This is a genomic window from Deinococcus depolymerans (assembly GCF_039522025.1).
Taxonomy (GTDB): Bacteria; Deinococcota; Deinococci; order Deinococcales; family Deinococcaceae; genus Deinococcus; species Deinococcus depolymerans.
Window position 1 is genome coordinate 68,277 of sequence record NZ_BAAADB010000019.1, and the last position, 21,517, is coordinate 89,793.

At 71.5% G+C, this 21,517-nt stretch carries 24 protein-coding genes; 10 read left to right on the forward strand and 14 right to left on the reverse strand.

Features of this window, described 5'->3' with window-relative positions; all coding sequences use genetic code 11:
* Nucleotides 1-6: 6 nt before the first annotated feature.
* From ABDZ66_RS10560 to ABDZ66_RS10575, 4 genes are all read right to left on the reverse strand, one after another.
* A complete protein-coding gene (locus ABDZ66_RS10560; protein ID WP_343758598.1) occupies nt 7-357 on the reverse strand; it encodes an endonuclease domain-containing protein in 351 nt (116 codons plus the stop codon).
* Between the two features lie 116 nt (nt 358-473).
* Nucleotides 474-1,550, reverse strand: coding sequence for a PilT/PilU family type 4a pilus ATPase (locus tag ABDZ66_RS10565; protein ID WP_343758600.1), 1,077 nt, complete (start codon nt 1,548-1,550; stop codon nt 474-476).
* A 149-nt stretch (nt 1,551-1,699) separates the two neighbouring features.
* Nucleotides 1,700-2,263, reverse strand: coding sequence for a DinB family protein (locus ABDZ66_RS10570; protein WP_343758602.1), 564 nt, complete (start codon nt 2,261-2,263; stop codon nt 1,700-1,702).
* Nucleotides 2,264-2,280: 17 nt separating this feature from the next.
* Nucleotides 2,281-2,865, reverse strand: a complete 585-nt coding sequence (locus tag ABDZ66_RS10575) for a 5-formyltetrahydrofolate cyclo-ligase (protein WP_343758604.1) — start codon at nt 2,863-2,865, stop codon at nt 2,281-2,283.
* Between the two features lie 117 nt (nt 2,866-2,982).
* Here ABDZ66_RS10575 and ABDZ66_RS10580 point away from each other — a divergent pair, with 117 nt between their 5' ends.
* The 7 genes from ABDZ66_RS10580 to ABDZ66_RS10610 all read left to right on the forward strand — a co-directional run bounded on the left by ABDZ66_RS10580 (nt 2,983) and on the right by ABDZ66_RS10610 (nt 8,934).
* Nucleotides 2,983-3,924 carry a carbon-nitrogen hydrolase family protein gene (locus tag ABDZ66_RS10580; RefSeq protein ID WP_343758606.1) on the forward strand — a complete coding sequence of 314 codons (942 nt, stop codon included), beginning with the start codon at nt 2,983-2,985 and terminating at the stop codon, nt 3,922-3,924.
* Entirely contained in the window at nt 3,921-4,436 is a 516-nt protein-coding gene (locus tag ABDZ66_RS10585; protein WP_343758608.1) for a GNAT family N-acetyltransferase, read from the forward strand. Before ABDZ66_RS10580 ends, ABDZ66_RS10585 begins: the two co-directional genes overlap by 4 nt.
* 223 nt (nt 4,437-4,659) lie before the next feature.
* On the forward strand, nt 4,660-5,730 hold the full coding sequence (locus ABDZ66_RS10590) for a S66 family peptidase (RefSeq protein ID WP_343758610.1): 1,071 nt from the start codon (nt 4,660-4,662) through the stop codon (nt 5,728-5,730).
* A gap of 66 nt (nt 5,731-5,796) precedes the next feature.
* Complete coding sequence (locus ABDZ66_RS10595; RefSeq protein WP_343758812.1) at nt 5,797-6,558, forward strand: metallophosphoesterase family protein; 762 nt, start codon at nt 5,797-5,799, stop codon at nt 6,556-6,558.
* A complete protein-coding gene (locus ABDZ66_RS10600; RefSeq protein WP_425544423.1) occupies nt 6,555-7,535 on the forward strand; it encodes a DNA polymerase III in 981 nt (326 codons plus the stop codon). Before ABDZ66_RS10595 ends, ABDZ66_RS10600 begins: the two co-directional genes overlap by 4 nt.
* 33 nt (nt 7,536-7,568) lie before the next feature.
* Complete coding sequence (locus ABDZ66_RS10605; protein WP_343758612.1) at nt 7,569-8,210, forward strand: MBL fold metallo-hydrolase; 642 nt, start codon at nt 7,569-7,571, stop codon at nt 8,208-8,210.
* Between the two features lie 49 nt (nt 8,211-8,259).
* Nucleotides 8,260-8,934, forward strand: coding sequence for a DUF2270 domain-containing protein (locus tag ABDZ66_RS10610; protein WP_343758614.1), 675 nt, complete (start codon nt 8,260-8,262; stop codon nt 8,932-8,934).
* On the opposite strand, the gene ABDZ66_RS10615 is transcribed toward ABDZ66_RS10610, so the two are convergent.
* The 4 genes from ABDZ66_RS10615 to ABDZ66_RS10630 form a co-directional block, all read right to left on the reverse strand.
* Entirely contained in the window at nt 8,913-9,626 is a 714-nt protein-coding gene (locus tag ABDZ66_RS10615) for a CDP-alcohol phosphatidyltransferase family protein (protein ID WP_343758616.1), read from the reverse strand. The two genes, ABDZ66_RS10610 and ABDZ66_RS10615, sit on opposite strands and share 22 nt — an antisense overlap.
* Nucleotides 9,627-9,712: 86 nt before the next feature.
* Nucleotides 9,713-10,072 carry a hypothetical protein gene (locus ABDZ66_RS10620; protein ID WP_343758619.1) on the reverse strand — a complete coding sequence of 120 codons (360 nt, stop codon included), beginning with the start codon at nt 10,070-10,072 and terminating at the stop codon, nt 9,713-9,715.
* On the reverse strand, nt 10,069-11,004 hold the full coding sequence (locus ABDZ66_RS10625) for a hypothetical protein (protein WP_343758621.1): 936 nt from the start codon (nt 11,002-11,004) through the stop codon (nt 10,069-10,071). Before ABDZ66_RS10625 ends, ABDZ66_RS10620 begins: the two co-directional genes overlap by 4 nt.
* A gap of 70 nt (nt 11,005-11,074) precedes the next feature.
* Nucleotides 11,075-11,776 carry a YqhA family protein gene (locus ABDZ66_RS10630; protein ID WP_425544424.1) on the reverse strand — a complete coding sequence of 234 codons (702 nt, stop codon included), beginning with the start codon at nt 11,774-11,776 and terminating at the stop codon, nt 11,075-11,077.
* A gap of 81 nt (nt 11,777-11,857) precedes the next feature.
* Between ABDZ66_RS10630 and ABDZ66_RS10635 the strand changes: the two genes are divergently transcribed.
* Nucleotides 11,858-12,643, forward strand: coding sequence for an APH(3') family aminoglycoside O-phosphotransferase (locus ABDZ66_RS10635; protein ID WP_343758625.1), 786 nt, complete (start codon nt 11,858-11,860; stop codon nt 12,641-12,643).
* A gap of 77 nt (nt 12,644-12,720) precedes the next feature.
* Here ABDZ66_RS10635 and ABDZ66_RS10640 read toward each other — a convergent pair whose 3' ends face one another.
* Nucleotides 12,721-13,107 (reverse strand): helix-turn-helix domain-containing protein, encoded by a 387-nt coding sequence (locus tag ABDZ66_RS10640; protein WP_343758627.1) that lies wholly within the window; start codon nt 13,105-13,107, stop codon nt 12,721-12,723.
* Between the two features lie 146 nt (nt 13,108-13,253).
* Between ABDZ66_RS10640 and ABDZ66_RS10645 the strand changes: the two genes are divergently transcribed.
* Complete coding sequence (locus ABDZ66_RS10645; protein ID WP_343758629.1) at nt 13,254-15,476, forward strand: MMPL family transporter; 2,223 nt, start codon at nt 13,254-13,256, stop codon at nt 15,474-15,476.
* Nucleotides 15,477-15,564: 88 nt separating this feature from the next.
* Here the strand turns inward: ABDZ66_RS10645 and ABDZ66_RS10650 are convergent, their stop codons facing one another.
* Nucleotides 15,565-16,179: a DedA family protein gene (locus ABDZ66_RS10650; protein WP_343758631.1), complete on the reverse strand. Its 615-nt coding sequence runs from the start codon at nt 16,177-16,179 to the stop codon at nt 15,565-15,567.
* A gap of 103 nt (nt 16,180-16,282) precedes the next feature.
* Here ABDZ66_RS10650 and ABDZ66_RS10655 point away from each other — a divergent pair, with 103 nt between their 5' ends.
* Nucleotides 16,283-16,933 (forward strand): HAD family hydrolase, encoded by a 651-nt coding sequence (locus ABDZ66_RS10655; RefSeq protein ID WP_343758633.1) that lies wholly within the window; start codon nt 16,283-16,285, stop codon nt 16,931-16,933.
* A 584-nt stretch (nt 16,934-17,517) separates the two neighbouring features.
* Here the strand turns inward: ABDZ66_RS10655 and ABDZ66_RS10660 are convergent.
* The 4 genes from ABDZ66_RS10660 to ABDZ66_RS10675 form a co-directional block, all read right to left on the reverse strand.
* Nucleotides 17,518-18,921 carry an RtcB family protein gene (locus ABDZ66_RS10660; RefSeq protein WP_343758635.1) on the reverse strand — a complete coding sequence of 468 codons (1,404 nt, stop codon included), beginning with the start codon at nt 18,919-18,921 and terminating at the stop codon, nt 17,518-17,520.
* A gap of 376 nt (nt 18,922-19,297) precedes the next feature.
* Entirely contained in the window at nt 19,298-19,975 is a 678-nt protein-coding gene (locus ABDZ66_RS10665) for a hypothetical protein (protein ID WP_343758637.1), read from the reverse strand.
* Nucleotides 19,976-20,000: 25 nt separating this feature from the next.
* The gene (locus ABDZ66_RS10670) at nt 20,001-20,582 is read right to left on the reverse strand and encodes a hypothetical protein (RefSeq protein WP_343758639.1); all 582 of its coding nucleotides are present in this window, start codon (nt 20,580-20,582) and stop codon (nt 20,001-20,003) included.
* Nucleotides 20,579-21,466 (reverse strand): CapA family protein, encoded by an 888-nt coding sequence (locus ABDZ66_RS10675; RefSeq protein ID WP_343758641.1) that lies wholly within the window; start codon nt 21,464-21,466, stop codon nt 20,579-20,581. The genes ABDZ66_RS10670 and ABDZ66_RS10675 overlap by 4 nt, the downstream gene beginning before the upstream one ends.
* Between the last annotated feature and the right edge of the window lie 51 nt (nt 21,467-21,517).

Genomic DNA, 21,517 nt, shown 5'->3' on the forward strand with positions numbered 1-21,517 from the left:
CCTTTTTTATTGCTGGAGTGCCGACTCGATCAGGGCGGCCACACCCGGCAGGTTCCGCATGACTTCCGTGTTCTGCACGCGCAGCACCCGAATCCCCGCCCCAGCCAGCAGCCGTGACCGCTCGGCATCGTACGCCTGGGCCTCCGCCCCGTCATGACTGCGGCCATCCACCTCCACGCACAACCGCGCGGACGGCGCGTAGAAATCCAGAATGAACCCCAGCAGCGGCACCTGCCGACGAAACTTCACGGGATGCGTCCGCAGCAACTCGAACCACAACCGCCGCTCCGCAGGCGTCATGACCCGTCGCAACTCACGCGCACGGGGCACAAGTGTTCTGGTGTACGTGTCCCGCATGGTGCAAGGCTAACCCCTCCGCCCCCTCCGGGGGCACCTCCCCTCAAGGGGAGGCAGAAAAAAGGCTCCCCTTGAGGGGAGCTGTCAGCGAAGCTGACTGAGGGGTCGCCTTCCGCTCAGGCGTACTGGGCGCGCATCATCATGATCTTGAGTTCGTGGGGGCTGGTGGCGCTGGCCATGGCGTCTTCTTCGGTCATGAGGCCGCTGGCGACGAGGCTGGCGAGGTGCTGGTCGAAGGTGTGCATGCCGCGTGAGCCGCCTTCCTGGAGGGCCTGTTTGATTTCTTCGGTGCGTTCGGGGTCCTTGATGCATTCGCGGACGGTGGGGGTGCCGAGCAGGATTTCGAGGCCCAGCACCCGGCCGCCGGTGGCTTTGGGCAGCAGGCGCTGGCTGACGATGCCGACGATGCTTTCGCTGAGGCCCTGGCGGATCTGGTCGCGTTCGTGGGGGGCGAAGAAGTCGATGATGCGGTTGACGGTGCGGATGGCGTCCTGGGTGTGCAGGGTGCTGAAGACGAGGTGGCCGGTCTGCGCGGCGCTCAGGGCGGCCTCGACGGTTTCCTTGTCGCGCATCTCGCCGATGAGGATGACGTCGGGGTCCTGGCGCATGCTGGCGCGCAGGCCGTTGGCGAAGCTCATGGTGTCCATGCCGAGTTCGCGCTGGCTGATCATGGCCATCTGGTCTTTGTGCAGCACTTCGATGGGGTCTTCGAGGGTGACGATGTTGACGGGCTGGGTGGCGTTGATGTGGTTGAGGAGGCTGGCGAGGGTGGTGGTCTTGCCGCTGCCGGTGGGGCCGGTGACGAGGACGAGGCCGCGTTCGTGCTGGGCGAGCGCTTCGAAGGTGTCGATGGGCAGCCCGAGTTGCGCGAAGGTGGGGATGGGTTTGTCCTCGATGACGCGCATGATCAGGCCGATGGTGCCGCGTTGCCAGTAGGCGTTGACGCGGAAACGGGCGAGGTTGGGGATGCCGTACGCGAAGTCGGCCTCGCGTTTCTCGGTGAAGGCTTCCCACATGGCGGGGCTCATCATTTCGCGGGTGAACGCTTCGACGTGTTCGGGGGCGAGTCGGGTGTCGCCGTAGCGTCTGATCACGCCGTTGACGCGGCCGGCGGGGGCGCTGCCGGTGCGCAGGTGGATGTCGCTGGCTCCTTCCTTGACGATGGCGGTCAGTACGCTGTTCAGGACACTCATGTTGCACTCAGGGTAGGAGGACGGGTCTTACAGTTTTAATGCAGCGGGGTTTGGCGGGCCGGGGGGGCTGGTGGGGGGATGGACGGGCGGGCAGCGGCCGGCGGTGCGCTGGTCTCTGCCCGCCTTCGTTCGTGGTGACGTGGCGGGGATTACTCGCCGCGCAGTTTGCGGCTTTCGAGGTCGGCGTGCTGCGTGAGGTAGCGCAGCCAGGCCTTGGGGGTCATGGGGCCCAGGCTGTTGTGCTGGATGGTCAGGGTGTCGTCGGGGGGGTTGTGGCCGAGGCGGCGGGTCAGGTCGACGGTGGCGGCGCGGGTGGTGGTGATCAGCGCCTGCAGGTCCCTGAGGGTGGTGTCCTGGGGGGGGCGGTAGGGGTGGTACGTGTCGGTCTGGTCGGCGGGCTTGCCGAGGGCGGCGTTCAGGCGCTGCTGGCCCCAGCGTTCGATGCCGATGATGTGCGCGAGGAGTTCACGGTTGGCGTGCGTGTCGGCGGCGCGCGCGGCGCGGCCGGTGAGGAAGGTGCCGGCCCGTTCGAGGCTCTGCCCGAGGTCGCTGTAGCTGCTGCGCCCGGCGGGGCGTTCCAGCACGCGGTTGACGACCATGCCGGTGACTTCTTTCTTGCGGGTGCGGGCCACGTAGGCGGCCCCGGCGGCCACGCCGACCGTGGCGACCGTGACGAGGGCGGGCACGTAGGTGGGGGTGGTTTTCTTACTCATGCCGCATGGTACGCGCTTCAGGGCCGGTTCGTTCCGCCCGGCAGGTGCGCCGGGGGCGTGAGGACCCGGTCGGGCGTGCCGATCAGGGTGACGTGCGAGTCGGCGGGGCAGGGCAGGGTGGGCCGCAGCATCAGCGGGTGCGCCAGTGTGAATTCCGGCAGGCCGAGGTGCAGGCCGCGTGCGCCCCACCCGAAGCCCTTCCCGAGCCGCGCGCCGTGGTGGTCGGCGGCGACGCAGGCGAGCACGGCGGCCTGCGCGCCGGTCGGGGTGGGGGTCGCCTCGCCGTGCGCGCTCAGGGCGCTGAGTTTCGCGCCGGCCGGGTCGGTCACGCGCCAGTACCAGCCTTCCTTCTTCTGGTGCGGCACGAAGAGTGTCTTCCCGGCCTTCAGCGCCTGTTGCCGCAGGGGCAGCAGCGCCCGTTCCGGCCCGACGATCAGGGTGTGCAGGGCCGCCACGTCCGGGTGCCCGAGCAGTTGCGCGGCGGCCTTCTTTGCGTGCGTGAAGTTCGGGCAGTGCCCGTGCGGTGGCAGCGGGTACGCGCAGGCGCGGCGGGCCAGCAGGTCGTCCCACACCTGTTCGCGCAGGGCCCCGGCGGTGGTCATGGCTGCACGCTAGCAGAGGCGGAGAGCGGAGAGCAGATGGCAGATGGCGGATGGCACCCGCGCCGATAGGTCATCTGGCGGCGGTGCCCGCGCGGCGGGGCGGGTACACTCGGGCGCATGACAGGGCATGTGGGCGGCGTGGAACGGGTGCGGGTGGCGGCGGCGGCGTACCCGGTGGACTTCCTGGCGGACTGGGCGGCCTTCGAGGCCAAGCTGACGCGCTGGGTGGCGGACGCGGCGGGCCAGGGGGCGAGGCTGCTGGTGTTCCCGGAGTACGCGCCGCTGGAACTCGTCAGCCTGCTGCCCACGGACCTGCACCACGACGTGATCGGGATGCGCCCGGCATTGCAGGCCTTCGTGCCGGACTTCGTGGCGCTGCACGCGCGGCTGGCCCGCGAGTACGGCCTGGGCATCGTGGCCGGCAGTTACCCGGTCGCGCACGCGGGGGCGTTCGTGAACCGGGCGTTCGTGTTCGGGCCGGACGGCTCGCAGGGCCATCAGGACAAGCTGCTGATGACCCGCTTCGAGGCCGAGGAGTGGCACGTCGCGCCGGGCGAGGGCGTGCGGGTGTTCGACCTGCCGCTGCCGGGCGGCACGCTGCGTTTCGGCGTGGCGATCTGCTACGACAGCGAGTTCCCGGCCCTGGCGCGCGCGCAGGCCGAGGCGGGCGCGGAACTGCTGGTCGTGCCGTCCTTCACGGGCAGCCGGGCCGGGTTCACGCGCGTGCGGGTGGGCAGCATGGCCCGCGCGCTGGAAAACCAGTGCTATGCGCTGCACGCCCCGCTGATCGCGGACGCTCCCTGGACGTACGCCGTCGAGGACGCGCACGGCGCGGCGGGCGTGTACGCCCCGTCCGACAACGGACTGCCCGAGGACGGCGTGGTGGCCCAGCTCGGCTGGAACGAGCCGGGCTGGCTGGTCACGGACCTGGACCTGACCCTGACCCGCCGCGTGCGCGTGGACGGGCACGTCCTGAACTGGCGGGACCGGCACGTCGGCGTGAGTCGCGCCGTGCCGGCCGGGATCGTGACGCTGGGCGAAGCGCTGGAACCCGCGTGACTGCCCTGGTCCGCCGCCTCACGCCCGCCGACGCGCCCGCGTACCGGGCCGCGCGACTGGCCGCCTTGCAGGCCGACCCGGCCGCCTTCCTGACGAACGCCGCCGAGTTCGCCGCGCTGGGCGACGAGGCGCTGGCCGCCCGCCTCGCGCCGGACGCGCCGGGCGTCACGCTGGGCGCCTTCCTGGACACTGACCTCGTGGGCCTGCTGACCCTGGTGCGTGAGGCGGCCCCGCCCCTGGCGCACCGCGTGAACGTGTACGGCGTGTCCGTCGCCCTGACCGCGCGTGGGCAGGGCGTCGGCGCGGCGCTGGTCGCGGCGGGGGTGGAGCTGGCCCGCTCGTGGGCGGGCGTGACCTCACTGCACCTCGCGGTCATGGATTCGCAGCCCGCCGCACTCCGTCTGTACGAACGCGCCGGGTTCCGGGTGTGGGGCACCCAGCCGGACGCCGTGCGCCGTGACGGGCGCGTGTACGCCGAGCACTGGCTGAGCCTCGACCTGACCGCGCCCTGATACGGACTCCGATTGAATGGCTTGCAAAGCCGCTGGGTCCGAGCGGACTCGCAGAGCTTCGAAGAGCAAGTGGGAGCGAAACGGGTTCCGGACGTGGAGTTGACAGATCGGTGGTGTTCCGATCTGTTAACGAAACAGACGGAATCCGTATGAGCTTTTCACCAGCGGCCAGTACGCCACTCGGCGCAGGCGGCCCGCATGCCCCGGCGGTAGGCTGCCCGGCATGACCCTTCCCGATCCGGTGTCCCTGGTGCTTCCGTCCGTGCAGCGCGGGTTCGTGCGTCCGCCGCGCCTGGGGCCGGGGTCGCGGGTGGCGGCGCTGAGCCTGTCGAGCGGGTTCGTCACGGAGGTCATGAACCGCTACCGCGCCGGGGTGCGGCAGGTCGCGCAGGAGTTCGGGTGGGAGGTCGTGGCCGCCCCGAACGCCCTGCGCGGCCCGGACTTCCTGGCGGCGAACCCGCAGGCCCGCGCGGACGACCTGCACTGGGCGCTGGAGTCGCCGGACATAGACGGCATGGTGAGCATCATCGGCGGGGACGACAGCGTGCGCCTGCTGCCGCACCTGCGCCCGGACCTGATCCGCGCGCACCCGAAGGCGCTGCTGGGCTTCAGTGACTCCACCGTGACCCTCACGCAGTTCCTGCGGGCGGGCGTCATGGCGTACCACGGCCCGGCCCTCCTGACCGATCTGGCCGAGAACGGCGGGCTGCACCCCTTCACGGTGCGGGGGCTGCGGCGCGCGCTGGTGGACCCGCCCGCGCCCTTCGAGCTGGAGGCCGCGCCGGACTGGACGCAGGGCGGCCCCGACTGGGCCGACGAGGCCGCGCAGGAAGTTCCGCGCACCTTCCGCACCGGCGACGGCTGGGTGTGGTTGCAGGGTGACGCGCCCGCGCAGGGGCACCTGCTGGGCGGCTGCCTGGACGTGCTGGACATGCTGAACGGCACGCCCGGCTGGCCGGAACCGGCCCTGTGGCGCGGCGCGGTCCTGGCGCTGGAAACCAGCAACGACGTGCCGCCCCCGCATCAGGTGGGGTACTGGCTGCGCAACTACGCCGCGCAGGGCATCCTGGCGGGCGCCGCCGGGCTGATCCTGGCCCGCCCCCGCACCTACACGCCCGCGATGGTCGACGACCTGCACGGCTGGGTGCGCCGCGTCCTGGCCGAGGCAGGCCGCGCGGAGATGCCGGTCGTGGCGAACGTGGATTTCGGGCACACCAGCCCGCAACTCACGCTGCCGCTGGGCGCGCCCGCCCGTCTGGATCCCCGCGCGGGCCGCGTGACCGTCTGGCCCTGACGGGAGGCGCCCGCCGGGTGTGGACTTCCGGGTTTCACACGTTCCCCGGGCGGGGGCCGCGCTATCATCGGCAGCGTGCGGCTCCTGCTGCTGTCTGACATTCACGCGAACCACACCGCCCTGCAGGCGGTTCTGAACGACGCCGCCAACCGCCGGTACGATCAGGTCATTCACCTTGGCGACGCGCTGGGCTACGGCCCGCACCCCCGTGAGGTCCTGGACGCCCTGCGCGAACTGGACGCCGTGTGCGTCCTGGGCAACCACGACGACATGCTGCTGCAGTACGCCGACGGCCGCCGCGAGACGAAAGACTCGATCGTGTCCATGGCCCTCATGTGGCAGCTCTCGCGTCTCTCCGAGCGGGACGTGGCCTGGGTGCGCCTGTGGCGTGACGGGATCGACGACCCGCATGTCGGCGCACGCTACCGGCACGGCACGCCGGTCAGTCTGGACGAGTACACCGATTCCGTCCCGGCGGCCCGCGAGGCCTTCGCGCAGTGGCAGGGCCGCCTGGGCTTCGTGGGGCACACGCACGTCCCGGCGGTGTACGCCACCCTGAACTCGCCGGTGGGGGACTGGATCAAGGCGCAGCACTTCACGGACGGCGGGAGTTACATGGTGCCGCCCAGCACCCGCGTGATCCTGAACCCCGGCAGTGTCGGGCAGCCACGCGACGGGAACCCCCAGGCGAGCTACGCGGTGTTCGACACGGCCCGCGCCCACTTCGAGGTGTTCCGCGTGGCGTACGACATCGAACGCGCCCAGGAGGCGGCGCTGGAGGCCGGGCTGCCGCAGGTGCTCGCCGCGCGCCTCGCCATCGGCAAGTGACGCCCCCTCCCTCCCCCGAAACCGGCGCCCGGCCCGTTCCGCAGGCAGCGGCCGCCGACCTGCACGGCCCGCTGCTCGAACAGACCGGCGCGTTCGGCGGGAACGCCCTGCTGCTGACCGGCCCGGCCCGCGTGGGCAAGCTGGCCGTGGCCTGGGCGGTCGCCGCGCAGCACAACTGCAGCGGCGCAAGAGGCATGTACGGCGAGGCGTGCGGCGCGTGCCCTTCCTGCCGCGCCCTGGCCGCCGCCTCGCACCCGGACGTGCTGCTGGTCGAGCCGCGCGCCACCACCACCACCGGCAAGGCCGCGCGGCGCAAACTGATTCCCATCGGCGCGGTCCTCTCGGCGCGCGACAAGTCCCGCGAGTACGAGACGCACGTGTTCGAATTCCTGGAGGTGCGGCCCACCTTCCGGCGGCGCGTGGTGATCGTGAGCGGCGCCGAGTACCTGGGCCCGGAAGCCGCGAACGCCCTGCTGAAACTGGTCGAGGAACCCCCGCACCGGGCGCTGTTCGTGTTCCTGGCCGAGGACCTGCGCTCGGTCCTGCCGACCATCGTGAGCCGCAGCGCCCGCCTGAGCGTCACGCCCGCCACCGACCGCGCCGTGGAACACGCCCTGGACCGCGCCGGTCACACCCCGGACCCGGAACTGGTCGCCTTCGCCGCCGGGCGCGCCGGGGTGCTCGACGACCCGCAGAAGGTCAGCGCCGCGCTGGGCGACGCCCGCGACCTCACGGACGCCCTGGAAGTCGGCCTGCTGGCCGCCCTGCAGGCCGCCGAGGGCCTGGAGAAACGCTTCGATCCCGGCTGGCACCCGGAAGCGCTGCGCTTCGTGTGGCGCACCCTGCCGCCCCACCAGCGTGCCCGCGCCGACAGCGCCCTGAACGCCCTGCAGGAGGCACTCGAGGCGTACGCCAGCCCCAGCCTCAGCTTCCAGGTGTTCGCGCTGGCGCTGCGCGACGCCCTCGGGCACGCCTGACGGCCGCCCCGGCCGGAGGGTAGACTTCAGGGCATGACTGCCCCCTTCACGCACGGCCCGCTGCGCGTCTGGTCGCTGCCCACCGGTCCCATCCAGGAGAACGCCGTGCTGATCGCCGGCGAGCAGGGGCAGGGTTTCCTGATCGACCCGGGCGACGACGCAGAACGCATCGCCGCGCTGATCGCCGCGAGTGGCGTGACCGTCACCGGCATCCTGCTCACGCACGCGCACTTCGACCACATCGGCGCGGTGCAGCCCCTGCGCGGGCAGCTGGGCGTGCCCGTGTGGCTGCACCCGGCCGACCGGGACCTGTACGCCCTGGGCGCGCAGAGTGCCGCCCGCTGGAACCTGCCGTTCACGCAGCCTGCCGCGCCCGACCACGCCATCACGGACGGGCAGACCTTCACGGCGGGCGACCTGGCCCTCACGGCGCACCACCTGCCGGGGCACGCGCCGGGGCACGTGGTGTTCCGCGCGCCGGGCGTCGTCATCGCCGGGGACACCCTGTTCCAGGGCGGCATCGGCCGCACCGACCTGCCGGGCGGCAACCACCCGCAACTGCTTGCAGGGATCCGCACGCAGCTGCTGAGCCTGCCGGACGACACGGCCGTGTACCCCGGCCACGGGCCGCGCACCACCGTCGGACACGAGCGGCGCAGCAACCCCTTCCTGTAATGCCCGGCCTGCACGCGCACCCCGCCCCGCCGGCCCCGGAGGTCCGCTGATGCCCGGCACCGGCGGCGGTCCCGGCGCGTCCGCCACGCCGGGCCTGACGGACGTGAGTTACAGCACGAACACCGCCAACGCCCTGATTCACCTGTACCGCGCCGAGGTCGGCAAGATGACCGCCTACCGGCAGCGGCTGGACATGACCACCAACTGGTCGGTCGTCACGACCGCCGGCCTGGCGTCCTTCGCGCTGGGGGACGCCACGAACAGCCACGCCACGTTCCTGTTCGCCATGTTCATGAACTACTTCTTCCTGCGCCTGGAGGCGCGGCGGTTCCGGACCTTCGAGATCGCGCACCACCGCGTGCGGATCATGGAACGCTTCTTCTACCCGGCCATGCTGGGTGACCGCGTGGACCCCGGCTGGCACCAGCTGTTGCTGGCCGAACTGGGCAAACCGCGCAGTCCCATGACCCGCGCCGACGCGCTCGGGTGGCGGCTGAACCGCAACTACCTGTGGATCTACACGGCGGTGCTCGTGGCGTGGCTGGCGAAACTGGACCTCGATCAGCCCAAGGGCTGGGTGATGGAACTGCCCGAAGCGTTCGCACTGGCCGACATCGGCAACTTCCCCGGCTGGCTGGTGTTCACGCTGGTGGGCGTGTTCTACGGCTACCTGATCTGGCTGGCTGCCCGCGCCGCCCGCACCTACCCGCTGGAGGAAGGCTGACGGCGCACCTGATCCTCACGCCACAACTGCACGCCCAGCAGCAGCAGCGCCTGCACGGGCAGGCTGCGGGTGTACAGGCGGGGCCGGCCGGCCAGCACGCAGGTCCCCAGCAGCAGCAGCTGCGTGGAGAGCCCCAGGTTGGCTGTCACGACGTTCGCGGCGCGGGGCGTGTACGCGATCCGGTCGGCGGGCGTGGGGGCGCCGCCGGTCAGGCGGTCCAGGCGGCGCGTGAACACCGCCTGCAGCGCCCGCTCCTGCGGCGTGAAGTAGGCCGCGTACACGTCCTTCAGCGCCGCGAGGACCCGCGGATTGTCCCCGGCCTGCGCGGGTGGGTCGCGGAACACCTCGCCGCGCGCCGCGCGAAAATCGCGTTCCCACAGGTAATCCACGGTCATGATCAGGCTCTGTAGCAGCGTGGCCGGCACGCCTGCCGCGCCGCTGATCGCCACGTTCAGGGCCAGGTCCACCACCAGGTCCATCTCGGTGTCCAGGTAGCGGCCGGTCTCGGTGGTGCGGCCGGTCGCGCGGGCCAGTTGACCGTCCAGGCCGTCCAGCACGGTCTTGACCTGCAGCAGCAGCGCGGGGCGCAGCCGCTCGCCCCGGCTGATCAGCAGCGCGGCGTACAGCCCCAGCGCCGTGTGCAGCAGCACCACGTGCGTCGGGTCCACGTTCAGGCGGGCCAGCGGGTCCACCAGCAGTTGCGCGGCGGGGCGGAACAGGGTTTCACCCGCCCACTCGCGCGCCGGGCGTTGTTTCCTCGTCCGGGCGAGGTCCGAGCCTACCGGCGGCCCCCGTACTTCGGTGCGCCCTTGCGGACCCCGGCGTACCGGTTGCGTTCCTTGCGGCGCTGCGCGCTGCTCACGGCGGTCTTCCCGGTCGTGGCGGGGCCCGCCACGCGGCGCGGCACGAAGGCGTCCGCCGACAGGAACCGTGCGACCGGGATGTACAGCAGCAGCACGAACAGCAGGCTACCCCACCAGGTGTTCAGGTACGGGCGCAGGGGCGTCAGTTGCAGCAGGCTGCTCAGCAGGGTCGCGACCAGCGCGAACAGCATCACCCGCGCGAGCAGCTTCAGCAGTTTCGGAACCGTGAAGCCCGGGCTGGGGTCCGGGCGGGTCAGCCACTGCCAGGGGTTCACGGGTCGCGCTCCGCGGCCGCGGCGGCGGCCACCTCGGCGGCGCTGGCCGGCAGTTCCGGCGCGGCCGGGCGGGACGTGGCGGGCGCGTCGAGCTGCGCCGTGAAGCCCTTCAGTTCCGGGAACTCGGTCTGCGTGCCGTCCACGGTGATCACCGTGAAGGGCTTGTGCAGGCGCGCGGCGAGCCTGTTCACGGCGGCCGCCGCGCTGCCGTCACGGGCGGGAACGACGAACACGAAGCCCCGCACGGCCGCCTTGCCGCTCAGCAGGGACAGCGCCCCGAACAGTTCCAGGTCGCCCGGCGCGGCCCGGTCGGGCTGCTCGATCCGCTCGGCACGTTTCAGGACGTCCGGGACCGGCAGTTCATGGCTGAACACCGGGTACAGCTCCTGGGCGTCCAGCGCGTCACGCAGCGGGCCGACCAGGGCGTCCTCGCCCAGCAGGGCGCGCGGGCCGATCACGGCGACGGTGCGGCGGGACGCGCGGCTCAGGGGCGGCATCTCGGCGCGCGGGTCCAGGCCCAGCGGCCGGACCTTCTCGATGGCCAGCCGGACCCGGCCGGCACTCTGGGACACGCGCATGCCGACCTCGGCCGCCGCGCCTTCCATCAGGTCCGGGCGGTCCGGGACGCCCAGCAGCGTGGGCAGCCCGCTGATGCGCCGCGACAGCAGTTCGGGCAGCGCCTCGCTCCAGGCGTCACCGCTCACGGCGGCCCACTGGGGCAGCAGGACCAGGTCCACGCGGCCCAGCGACAGGATGCGGCCCAGCGCCAGTTGCACCGGGGCCGGCTCTCCCGGCAGGCTCTCGCGGCCCAGGGCCAGGGCCTCGGCGTCACTCAGGGCAGGCGCGACGACCTCGGCCCCCAGTTCTTTCAGGTACGCCGACCAGTACGTGGGGAGCCTCGCGGCGCGGGATTCAAGCAGACCAACCCTCATTCTGCACAGTGTACGCGCGCCGGGGCGGGGGGGTGGCCGGGTGGCTCACGTTCCAGGCCGGACCGCGGGGTCAGCCGCTGCCTTCCCCGGCGTCCACCCGGCCGGACTGCTTGGCGACGGTGGCCTGCTCGGCCATTTCGACCTCATGGTCCTCGATGTGCCGCTGCTCGGTGTTGTGCTCGAAGAGGTCCTGCCGGGCGCGCAGTTTCGCCTGCGGCTGCCCCAGGTCGCCGCCGCTGCCGCGGTGGACCCGCTGGAAGAACACCAGCGCCCCCCCGGCGAGTGCCAGTGCGCCCGCGAAGTACAGCGTGTCCAGCGGCTTCTCCCAGCGCACGAAATGCTCCAGGAAGGTCACGCCCAGGATCACGATGATCACCGACACGACCTTCTGCTCCAGGTCCGCGAGGCTCTCGACGCCCAGCGCCGAGGTCAGGTTCAGCGGCGTGATGAACAGCGAGTACAGCCCCACCCCGATCAGGTAGAACACCACCGCCTTGAGCATGGTGCTCACGATCTCCAGGAATTCCACCGCCAGCCGTCCCTGCTGACTGGCGATGCCCTGCGTGAACGTGTCGTTCCACGAGTCCCAGATGGTGTGCAGCGCCAGCAGCGTGCCCTGCAGGAACAGGCTGAACGACACGAGCAGCACCGCCACGACGGCAATCAGCACCACGAAGCGCGTGCGGCCGATCACCTCGCTGAACCACTCCCGCTTGGACGGTTCGGGGGTCGGGGAGCGCGGGGCAGAGGAGGGGCGGGTCACGCCTCTCATGATGGCGGGCCGCCGGGCCGTCCGGAGGGGCCGGGCCTTCACGCTTGCCTGAACGTCCGCTGCGCTGCCAGACTGCCTGGCGTGACCGACACTCCGGACCGCCCCACCCTGCCCGACGCCCTGAAACGCGTGCTGCCCGCCGCCCGCTGGGAACGCGTGGCGGGCGGTCAGAGCGGCGCGCAGGTCTGGCGCTCCACCCGCTACGTGCTGAAGGTGCAGCCCCGCACCCCGCACTCGCCCAGCACGCTGCAACAGGAACGCGAGCGGCTGCGCTGGCTGGCCGGGCGCCTCCCCGCCCCGCAGGTCGTGGCCTTCGAGACCGAGGGCGACCGGGACCTCCTGGCCATGACCCGCCTGAGCGGCATTCCCATGAGCCACCCCGACGCCCGGCTGCACCCGGAACGGGTCGTGAACCTGCTGGCCCGCGCGCTGCGCGAACTGCACGCCCTGCCCATCCGGGACTGCCCGTTCCGGCAGACGCTGCACGTCACCCTGCCCCTGGCCCGCGAGCGAGTGCAGGCCGGACTGATCGACGGCCGGGACTTCGACGACGACCACGCCGGACGCAGCGCCGTGAGCGTCTTCAACGAACTGGCCCGCACCCGCCCGGCCCAGGACGACCTCGTGGTCGCGCACGGGGACGCGACGCTGGACAACATCATCCTGAACGGCGAGTACGTGGAAGGCCTGATCGACGTGGGCCGCCTCGGCATCGCCGACCGGCACGCCGACTTGGCACTGGCGCACCGCAGCGTCCGCAGCGAACTGGGCGAACGCTACGCCACCCAGTTCCTGGACCTGTACGGCCGCGCCCTCGTGGACGACACGAAACTCGCGTACTACCGTCTGCACGACGAACTCTTCTGAACCTGGAAGTGGGCAGTGGTGAGTGGTGAGTGGGGTGGGGGTTCCACCGTCCACTCACCACTGCCCACTCCCTGCCCTTACGCCTTGACCCAGTTGCGGAGGTAGTCGGCCACGAGTTCGCTGACGTTCACGCCGTCGCGGGTGGCCTTCTCGATCTGGGCGGCCTTCTCCTCGCGGGTGATGGGGAGCCAGAGGGCCACGTACTCCTGGCCGCCTTCCTGCTTGAATTCCCCGCCCAGTTCATCGCGCTGCACGAATCCGGTCTTCTCCATGTCTTCCTCCCCGGCCTGCATCAGCCAGTGGGTCACGCGGGCTTTCAGGAAACGCCACTCCCGGCCGACCTTGCGGCCCGGGATCTCACCGCCCCGCACCAGGGTGTAGGCGGTGGTTTCGCTCACCTTCAGGTAGGCGGCCAGTTCCTCCAGGGTCAGGACCTCGTCCGTGGGGGTCGTCGCTTCGTTCATTCCGGCACCTCCTCTCAGGTGAGGTTATCTTGCGCTATCTGATGCTTAATGTCAATAGATGGCACAAGATGGCGCCAGTTGATGTTGAATACGCTTCGTCGGCTGCCTCCCGGTCTGCCCGGCCCGCCCGTGCTCTACTCGGGCTCATGCGCACCCTCGGCCGACTCGTCTCCCGGCACCCCTGGGCGGTGCTGCTCGCGTGGCTGCTCGCCGCCGCCCTGAGCTTCCCCTTCGCCGCGCGCGCCCCCGCCGCCCTGACCGCCGACCCCGCCGGCGGCCTGACGGACTCCGAGGCCACCCGCGTCACGGAGGTGCTGCGCGACCGCTTCGGGGAACGCGACACGAACACCGTCGTCCTCGTCACCCGCAGCCAGCCGCCGCTGGGCACCCGCGAGGGCGACGCCACCTACCAGCGCTTCCTGAACGGCCTGGAGGACGTGCCCGGCGTCACCCGCGTCACCCCCGCACAGGGCGGCGGCCCCTACCGCACCCGCTCGGCGGACGGCACCCTGGCCCTGACCCTCGCGCAGATCCCGCTGCTGGACGGCGCGAGCGACACCCTGCGCCGCGTGCGCGCCTACACCGCGCGGACAGAGAGCGCCGCGCTGGACATCCGTGTGACCGGCGGGCAGGCCATCGCCGACGACTTCACCCACTTCGCCGAGAGCGATACCAAACGCAGCGAACTCGTCGCCCTGCCCCTGATCGGGGCGCTGCTGCTCGTCGTGTTCGGCGCGCTCGTCGCCACCGGCCTCCCGCTGGCCGTCGGGATGCTCAGCATCAGCGTCGCCATGGCCGCCCTGTACGGCCTGACGCACGTCATGGACGTCAGTACCTTCGCGCAGAGCGTCATCACCATGCTCGGCCTGGGCGCCGGGATCGACTACGCCCTGCTGATGGTCAACCGTTTCCGGGAAGAGTTGAACCGCACGCCGGACCCGCGCCGCGCCGCCGAACGTACCGTGCAGACCGCCGGGCGCAGCGTCACCTTCAGCGGCCTGACGGTCGCCATCGCCATGGCGGGCCTGATCCTCCCCCCGATCGCGTTCGTGCGCTCCATCGGCATCGGCGGGGTGCTGGCCGTGCTGCTGACCGTCCTCGCCAGCCTCACCGCACTCCCCGCCCTGCTGGCGCTGCTGGGTGACCGCGTGAACCACCCGCGCTTCACGCGCCTGAACTGGGCGCAGAGCGGCGCCGCGTCCGGCGGGTGGACGGCCTTCGCGCGGCGCGTCACCGCCCGCCCCTGGATCGCCGTGCTGAGCAGCACCGCCTTCCTGCTGCTGCTCGCCTCGCCCGCCCTGAACATCCGCACCGGGTACGCCGGGGCCTGGGGCCTCACGCCCGGCGTGGAGAGCCGCGACACCCTGAAAGACGTCGAGGCGCTCGGCGCGGGCGGCCTGCTCAGCCAGTTCGAGGTGATCCTCGACCTGAAAGGACAACGCTACACCCCGCAGGACCGCGCAACGTTCCAGGCGCTCGTGACGGACCTGCGCGCCCTGCCCGGCGTGAAGGGCGTCCTCAGCCCCTTCCTGACCCCCAGCGACCTGGCGGGCACGAATGGGGGCAGCACCGACCAGCTCGCCGCGCTGAGCGCCCTGACCACCCGCTCCTTCAGCCGCGACCGCACCCTGCTGCGCGTCACCGTCATCCCCGACCGGACCCTCCCCGCCCGCGAGATTCCCGCCTTCGAACGGCAGATCCGGGACACCATCCAGGCCAGCGGGTACGCCTACCTGCTCGGCGGCGCGCCCGTCGGCGGCGAGGAATTCAGCCGCGCCATCACCGACTCGCTCCCCACCGTCGTCCTCGCCGTCTTCGCCGGCACGTTCCTGCTGCTGATGGTCGCGTTCCGCAGCCTCCTGATCCCCCTCAAGAGCATCCTCATGAACGCCCTGACCGTCGGCGCCGCCATCGGCCTCGTCACCCTGATCGTGCAGGAAGGCGTCCTCGCCGCGCCCCTCGGCATTCCCGGCGACGTCGGCGTGCTCGACGCCAGCCTCCCCGTCCTCCTGTTCGCCGTGATGTTCGGCCTCAGCATGGACTACGAGATCTTCCTCCTCAGCCGCGTGCAGGAGGAATACCTCGCCGGGCACCCCAACGACGAAGCCGTCGTGCTCGCCGTCGGGCACACCGCCCGCATCATCACCTCGGCCGCCATCATCATGTTCATCGTCTTTTCCGCCTTCATCTTCGGACGCGTCGTCGCCAGCAAGAGCATCGGCCTGGGCCTCGCCATCGCCGTCGCCCTCGACGCCACCCTCGTCCGCCTCGTCCTCGTCCCTGCCTTCCTGAAACTCGCCGGAAAATGGAACTGGTGGCTCCCCGCGTGGCTCGACAAGCGCCTGCCGCACATCCGCCTCGAACACTGAGACGGGGGAGTGGGGAGTGGGAAAGGCAAAAGGAAGGGGGCGACCGGAACCTGCGGTCGCCCCTCCTTCTTCCCACAACCCACAGCCCTCACACCTCGGTGTGCTCCTGCTCACGCTTGCGGCGCAGGAACCACGCGGCGGCCGCCACCGCCAGCACCCCCAGAATGATCCGGCTCGCCGGACCCACATACTGCTCCACCCGGTCGTAATGCTCCCCCAGCAGGAACCCCGCCCCCGCCAGCAACGACGCCCACAGACCCGACCCGATCGCACTGAACAGCAGGAACTTCCCCATCGGCATCTCACTCATTCCCGCCGGCAGACTCAGCAGACTCCGGATGCCCGGCACCATCCGCCCGAACAGCACCGCCTTCGACCCATGCCGGTCAAACCAGTCGTCCGCCTTCCGGATATCCCGCCCACTCAGCGTCAACCACTTCCCGTGCTTATCCGCCCACGCCACCAGCCGCTCCTCACCGAACGCCCGCCCCACGTAATACAGCGGCAACGTCCCGATCACACTCCCCAGCGTCCCCATCAGAACCACCAGCACCAGATTCAAGTCCCCACGCGACGCCGCGAACCCCGCCGACGGCATGATCAACTCACTCGGAATCGGCGGAAACACGTTCTCCAGCACCATCAACAGCAGGATCCCCAGATACCCCATGCTGTCCATCAGATTCTGCACCCACTCAGCCATACCCCCGAGCGTACCGGCCCACCCACAGGGCAAGCGTCCACCCAAAGTGAAGCCCACTTCACGCACGCCCCCACCCCCCACCCACACCCCCTACACTCGACGCATGACCATCCACGCCGTCATCTTCGACTTCGACGGAACCATCCTCGACACCGAAACCCCCGAATTCACCCACTGGCAGGCCCTCTACCGCCAACACGGCCGCGAACTCCACCTCCACGACTGGCAACGCGGCATCGGCACCTGGGACGCCTTCGACCCCTGGCTCGGCCTCCCCGACAGCGTCCAGCAGGACCGCCACGCCACCCACGAACGCCTCCGCACCGACATCCACCACACCATCCACAACAGCGACCTGCGCCCCGGCGTCCGCGCCGTCCTCGACGCCATCCAACCCGCCGGCCTGCGCCTCGCCCTCGCCACCAGCAGCGACCGGGCCTGGGTCACCCGCTGGCTCCAACAGCACGGCCTGTACGACCACTTCGAAACGCTCGCCACCCGCGACGACGTCACCCGCGTCAAACCCGACCCCGAGCTCTACACCCTCGCCACCCACCGCCTCGGCCTGCACCCCCACGAATGCCTCGCCGTCGAAGACAGCCTCAACGGCGCCACCGCCGCCGCCGCCGCCGGACTCCACGTCGTCGTCGTGCCCAACGACGTCACCCGCACCCAGGCCTTCCTGCCCGAATGGGGGCGCGTCGAAGGATACGAGGGGGGGCTGGAATCGCTGCTGGCGACCGTTCGGGGCTGACGTATCGGGGGGGGGCCGTCGGAAGGTGGGCGCCTGCGGCGGGCTTCCCCACCCCCCAGCCCCCTCCCCCAGAGGGGCAGGGGGAGCAGCGTTGCACTGGGCAAGAGTTTTTACTCCTGCGGCGTGTTTGTGTTGGGCGGTGAGGTGTCTGGCTTCGACGCCATCCTTCGCCCCCCTCGTAGGCCCGCGCGCTACGCGCACGACGGCCGGTGGTGATCTGCGGTCAGGTGATGGGTGGAAGGCTTCGCGCCGCTGATCGACTTTCAAAATCCCGCTTTGGCAGAAGCCAAAAAAGTAGAACCTTCCCGCACACATCAAGATTGGGAGCTCCACAACCGTCGTGGCAACGCGGCCCGTCGTGCGCGCAGCGCGCGGGGCGAACGGCGCGGGGGCGGCAGGATGGCGTGTGAGGCGTGGCCGTCCCCGCCCGACACCCCGCCCACCACCTCAGAGAAATACCTGCCCAGTGCCAACGTAAACTCCCCCTGCCCCTCTGGGGTACTCGTATGAGCCGCTTGCGGAGGGGGCTGGGGGGTGGGGCAGCCCGCCGCAGGCGCAGCCCATCAACCGTCAGTCCGTCTCCTTCAGATGTCCTCACTCCCGGTGTCCATGCGGACCACACGAGGCTGGAAGCTGGCGATGACGTTCACGAGGTCGGTCTGGCGGGCGATGACGTCCTGGATGCGTTTGTACGCCTGGGGCGCTTCGTCGATGCCGCCGCCGATGAGGGTGACGCCGCGGGTGGTGAGGTACGCCTGGACGTCTTTTTTGTTGAGGGTGCTGGCGGCGGCTTTACGGCCGAGTTGGCGGCCGGCGCCGTGGCTGGCGCTTTGCAGGGCGCCGTCGTGGCCGAGGCCGCGGATGACGTAGCCGGGGTCGGCCATGCTGCCGGGGATGAGGCCGAGTTGTCCGGGGGCGGCGGGGGTGGCGCCTTTGCGGTGCACGATGAGTTCCTGATCGCCGACCTGCTGTTTCCAGGCGAGGTTGTGGCTGTTGCTGACCTGCGCGAGGGGCGTGACGTTCAGGGCGCGGGCGAGGCGGGTGTGGATGAGGTGGTGGTTGGCGAGGGCGTAGCGGCCGGCGAGGGTCATGGCCTGCCAGTACGCCTGTCCGTCTTCGTGGTCGAGGGGGAGCCACGCGAGTTTTTTCGCTTCGGGGGCAAGGGTGGGGTGGTGGCGTTCGGCGAGGGCGGTGAAGTGCCCGGCGACCTGCGCGCCGAAGCCGCGGCTGCCGCTGTGGGAGAGGACCGCGAGGTACTCGCCGGGGTCCACGCCGAGGTCGGCGTGGGGGAGGGTGAGGGTGCCGAATTCGACGAAGTGGTTGCCGCTGCCGCTGGTGCCGATCTGCGTGGCGGCCTTGTCGAACAGGTGGCGGAGGATGGGCTGGTCGTTCCAGGTGCTTTCGTGCAGCACTTCGTGGTCCTGGCGGTCGCGTTTGTCGAAGGCGACGCCCGCGCCGAAGCGGGTGTGCCTGAGCAGGAGGGTGGTGGCCTCCTCGGTGCCCAGGGCGCCGGGCTGGATGGGCAGGACGGAGAGCATCATGGAGCAGCCGATGTCCACGCCGACGCCGTAGGGGATGACGGCGTTCTCGGTGGCGAGCACCCCGCCGATGGGGAGGCCGTAACCGACGTGCGCGTCGGGCATGAGGGCGCCGGCGCGGCTGACGGGGAGGCGCATGGCGACGTCCATCTGGCGCCAGGCGCCGGGGTCGATCAGGTCCGCGCCCCAGGTGGGGTAGGGGAGGGGCTGGGCGCGCAGGTCGCTGCCCCTGCGGGCGTCGAGGATGGCCTGCTGCGCGAGGAGTTCGGCGGCGAGCGGGGCGTACACGCCGCCCGCGGCGTACGCGGCGGGGTTCTGCTGCACGGCGCGCAGTTCGTTCAGGATGTCGTCGCGGCTCAGGCCGGCGGTTTCGCGCTGGGTGGCGGCGGTCTGGGCGAGGGCGATGGCTTTCTTTTCCAGGCCGAGTGTCACGAGGTGTTTGCCGTTCATGGGTGTCTCTCTTTCAAATGGGTGGGGAGGCGACTTCGCCTCGAGGGGTGGGGTCTGCGGGGGTGGGTGTCCGGTCGCCGGGATCGCCGTCCGGGGCGTCGGGGGTGCTGGCTGTGGTGCTGTCGGGTGTACCTGCGGGCATGGTCGCCTCCTCTCCCTGAACCGGGTCTGGGTGATACGGATTCCGTTTGTTTCGCCTATAATCCGGAACTTCACCGGATTGCCGACTCCACGTCCGGAACCCGTTTCGCTTCCACTCGCTTCGCTCGGATTGAACGGGCTTTGCAGCCCATTCAATCGGAGTCCGTATGAGTGTGCCGCGCGGGTGGGGTGGCGGGCATCCGCATGGTGGCGGATGGGCGGCGTAGGCCAGTGCCTACTCCAGCAACTCGTCCAATGAAGTGGGGTCGAAGCGGACCCGGTCGGGGATCAGCCGCCCGCCCTGCGCGCGGTACGTCAGGACGAGGCGGCCCGTGAACGCCCAGCCGCGCTGCACCTCGACCAGCGCGGTCAGGTGGCCGCCCTGCACGGTCCAGCGGACCTGATCGCCGATGCGGGCCGCCTCGGTGCGCAGGCCGGGCAGCGGGGGAAGTTTCACGCTGCGGCCGGGCAGGGTCAGGCTGCGTGTGCCCAGGCGCACCTGCTGCCGCAGGTACGGGACGGGCGGCGTGACCGGCCACTCGCGCAGGTCCGGCAGGCCCAGCACGTGGGCGTCGTTCACGGCCACGCCGGTGCCCTCGTCCGTCATGAGGGTCACGAGGACCTCGGGCGCCCCGTCGCCGGTCAGGTCCGTGACGGTCAGGCCGGGCCAGAAGGTGGGGTTGCTGATCGTCCGCCACGCCGGGAAGGTGCGCGTGGTGCCCCCGGCCGTGACGCGCAGACCGGTCAGCCAGCCCTGGCGGGCGGGCGCGGTGGTCTGCACGGTCACGGCAGGCCCCTCGTGCCGGGCGACCGTCGCCCCGGCGGGAATGCCGCCCGTGGGCGTGGGGACGGGCACCTGCGCGGCGTGCGCGGTCAGGAGTGAGGTGGCCAGCAGCAGGCGCAGGGGTCGCATGCCCCATCATGTCGCTCCTGGCCGGTCAGCGGACGGCGGGGCGGCCCTGCGCGTCGGGCTGCACCTCGCGGGCCAGGGTGGGGACGCGGCGGTCCAGGCGGAAGCCGAAGCCGGTCCAGTGCCACAGGCTCAGCGCGTGGGCGGGCGCGCCAGGCGCGGCGTACGTGGTTTCCAGCGTGGCGAGCGTCCCGCCGGGTAGCACGGTCAGCGTCGCGACCGGCTGGAACAGGGCGCTGCCCACCCAGACCTCCCGGTACCGGCCGCCGCCCAGGGGGCGCAGCACGGCCACGTGACTGCTCCGGCCGCGGGCGTCGCGGTTCCCCTGGATGGGCGTGGGGCGCGGGTTCCACTGGGCGGTGCGCCAGTCCCGCCAGGGGCGCCAGACGGCCAGCACGCATTCGGGGGTGCCGTCGCCGGTCACGTCGGCCAGGACGCTGGCCCGCACCTCCCAGTCCGGGGGGAGGGTCAGGGCGGGGCAGGGCGGCGCGGGCTGCATGGCCGCGCCAGTCGTCCAGTCGCCTGCCGAATTCAGACTGCGCCAGGGCAGGCTGCCGCCGCCCGCAAGTGCGCTGCCCAGCAGAAGGAGAAACAGGATCGGGCCTCTCACCGGGTCTCCGGGCAGGCGGGGAGGCCCAGGCGGGTCAGGGCCTGCGTCCGCTGCGTCCCGCTGGCGGGGGTCACGCGCCCCGCGCGGGTGCGGGTGGGGGCCGCGCAGGCGTGCCTCACGTCCGGCAGCGTCACGCGCACCACCGCGCCGAGTTGCGCTGACGGGAACGGCTGGTCGAACAGCAGGTTGCCCAGGCTGTACAGCACCAGCGCCGGCCCGCGCGGGCCGGTCAGGACCTCGTGCCCCTGGAGGACGTGCGGGCCGCTCCCGGCGATCACGGTCGCCCCGGCCGCCACGAGCGCCCGCGCCTGGGCGCGCTGCCGGGCGGTGGTCAGGCCGTACTCCTCGCCCCAGTGGGCCAGGACGATCACGGCGTCCGCCTGCCGGGCCGCCACGCGCACCGCCGCCAGCGGCAGGGGGGTGGCGCCGTCGTCCAGCCACGCCAGCAGCGCGACCCGCTGCCCCCTCACCGTGCGGACGGTCGGGGCAGGGGTCACGGGAGTCAGCCCGGTGCGGCGCAGCGTGCCCAGCGACTGCGCCTCCCCGGCCGGTCCGGCGTCCCGGCTGTGGTTGTTCACCACGCCCAGGTGCGTCAGGGGCCACAGGGCGGCCGCCGCGCCGGGGGGCGCTCGCAGGTCGAGGCCCGGCGTCTCCCGGGGCGCGTCCGTCAGGGGGGATTCCAGGTTCGCAGCGACCAGATCGGCGCGCAGCAGCGGCGCCACCGCCCGCAGCGTGGCGGGCCAGTCGGCGGCGTTCGCCTGCGCCACGCCCCGCGCGAGGCTCAGGTCACCGCCCAGCGCCAGCGTGACCGCGCCTGTGGGGGCCTCCCGCCCGCCCGAGGTGAGCAGCAGGCCCGCCAGCAGAGCGCAGAGGGGGCGCCTCATACGGACTCCGATTGAATGGGCTGCAAAGCCCGCTCAATCCGAGCGGATGCG

What these genes read in the sequence shown, in the direction of transcription:
- ABDZ66_RS10560 (WP_343758598.1), bottom strand. Translation starts at nt 357, where the DNA reads ATGCGGGACACGTACACCAGAACACTTGTGCCCCGTGCGCGTGAGTTG.
- ABDZ66_RS10565 (WP_343758600.1), bottom strand. Translation starts at nt 1,550, where the DNA reads ATGAGTGTCCTGAACAGCGTACTGACCGCCATCGTCAAGGAAGGAGCC.
- ABDZ66_RS10570 (WP_343758602.1), bottom strand. Translation starts at nt 2,263, where the DNA reads ATGAGTAAGAAAACCACCCCCACCTACGTGCCCGCCCTCGTCACGGTC.
- ABDZ66_RS10575 (WP_343758604.1), bottom strand. Translation starts at nt 2,865, where the DNA reads ATGACCACCGCCGGGGCCCTGCGCGAACAGGTGTGGGACGACCTGCTG.
- ABDZ66_RS10580 (WP_343758606.1), top strand. Translation starts at nt 2,983, where the DNA reads ATGACAGGGCATGTGGGCGGCGTGGAACGGGTGCGGGTGGCGGCGGCG.
- ABDZ66_RS10590 (WP_343758610.1), top strand. Translation starts at nt 4,660, where the DNA reads ATGACCCTTCCCGATCCGGTGTCCCTGGTGCTTCCGTCCGTGCAGCGC.
- ABDZ66_RS10605 (WP_343758612.1), top strand. Translation starts at nt 7,569, where the DNA reads ATGACTGCCCCCTTCACGCACGGCCCGCTGCGCGTCTGGTCGCTGCCC.
- ABDZ66_RS10610 (WP_343758614.1), top strand. Translation starts at nt 8,260, where the DNA reads ATGCCCGGCACCGGCGGCGGTCCCGGCGCGTCCGCCACGCCGGGCCTG.
- ABDZ66_RS10625 (WP_343758621.1), bottom strand. Translation starts at nt 11,004, where the DNA reads ATGAGGGTTGGTCTGCTTGAATCCCGCGCCGCGAGGCTCCCCACGTAC.
- ABDZ66_RS10630 (WP_425544424.1), bottom strand. Translation starts at nt 11,776, where the DNA reads ATGAGAGGCGTGACCCGCCCCTCCTCTGCCCCGCGCTCCCCGACCCCC.
- ABDZ66_RS10640 (WP_343758627.1), bottom strand. Translation starts at nt 13,107, where the DNA reads ATGAACGAAGCGACGACCCCCACGGACGAGGTCCTGACCCTGGAGGAA.
- ABDZ66_RS10645 (WP_343758629.1), top strand. Translation starts at nt 13,254, where the DNA reads ATGCGCACCCTCGGCCGACTCGTCTCCCGGCACCCCTGGGCGGTGCTG.
- ABDZ66_RS10650 (WP_343758631.1), bottom strand. Translation starts at nt 16,179, where the DNA reads ATGGCTGAGTGGGTGCAGAATCTGATGGACAGCATGGGGTATCTGGGG.
- ABDZ66_RS10655 (WP_343758633.1), top strand. Translation starts at nt 16,283, where the DNA reads ATGACCATCCACGCCGTCATCTTCGACTTCGACGGAACCATCCTCGAC.
- ABDZ66_RS10660 (WP_343758635.1), bottom strand. Translation starts at nt 18,921, where the DNA reads ATGAACGGCAAACACCTCGTGACACTCGGCCTGGAAAAGAAAGCCATC.
- ABDZ66_RS10665 (WP_343758637.1), bottom strand. Translation starts at nt 19,975, where the DNA reads ATGCGACCCCTGCGCCTGCTGCTGGCCACCTCACTCCTGACCGCGCAC.
- ABDZ66_RS10675 (WP_343758641.1), bottom strand. Translation starts at nt 21,466, where the DNA reads ATGAGGCGCCCCCTCTGCGCTCTGCTGGCGGGCCTGCTGCTCACCTCG.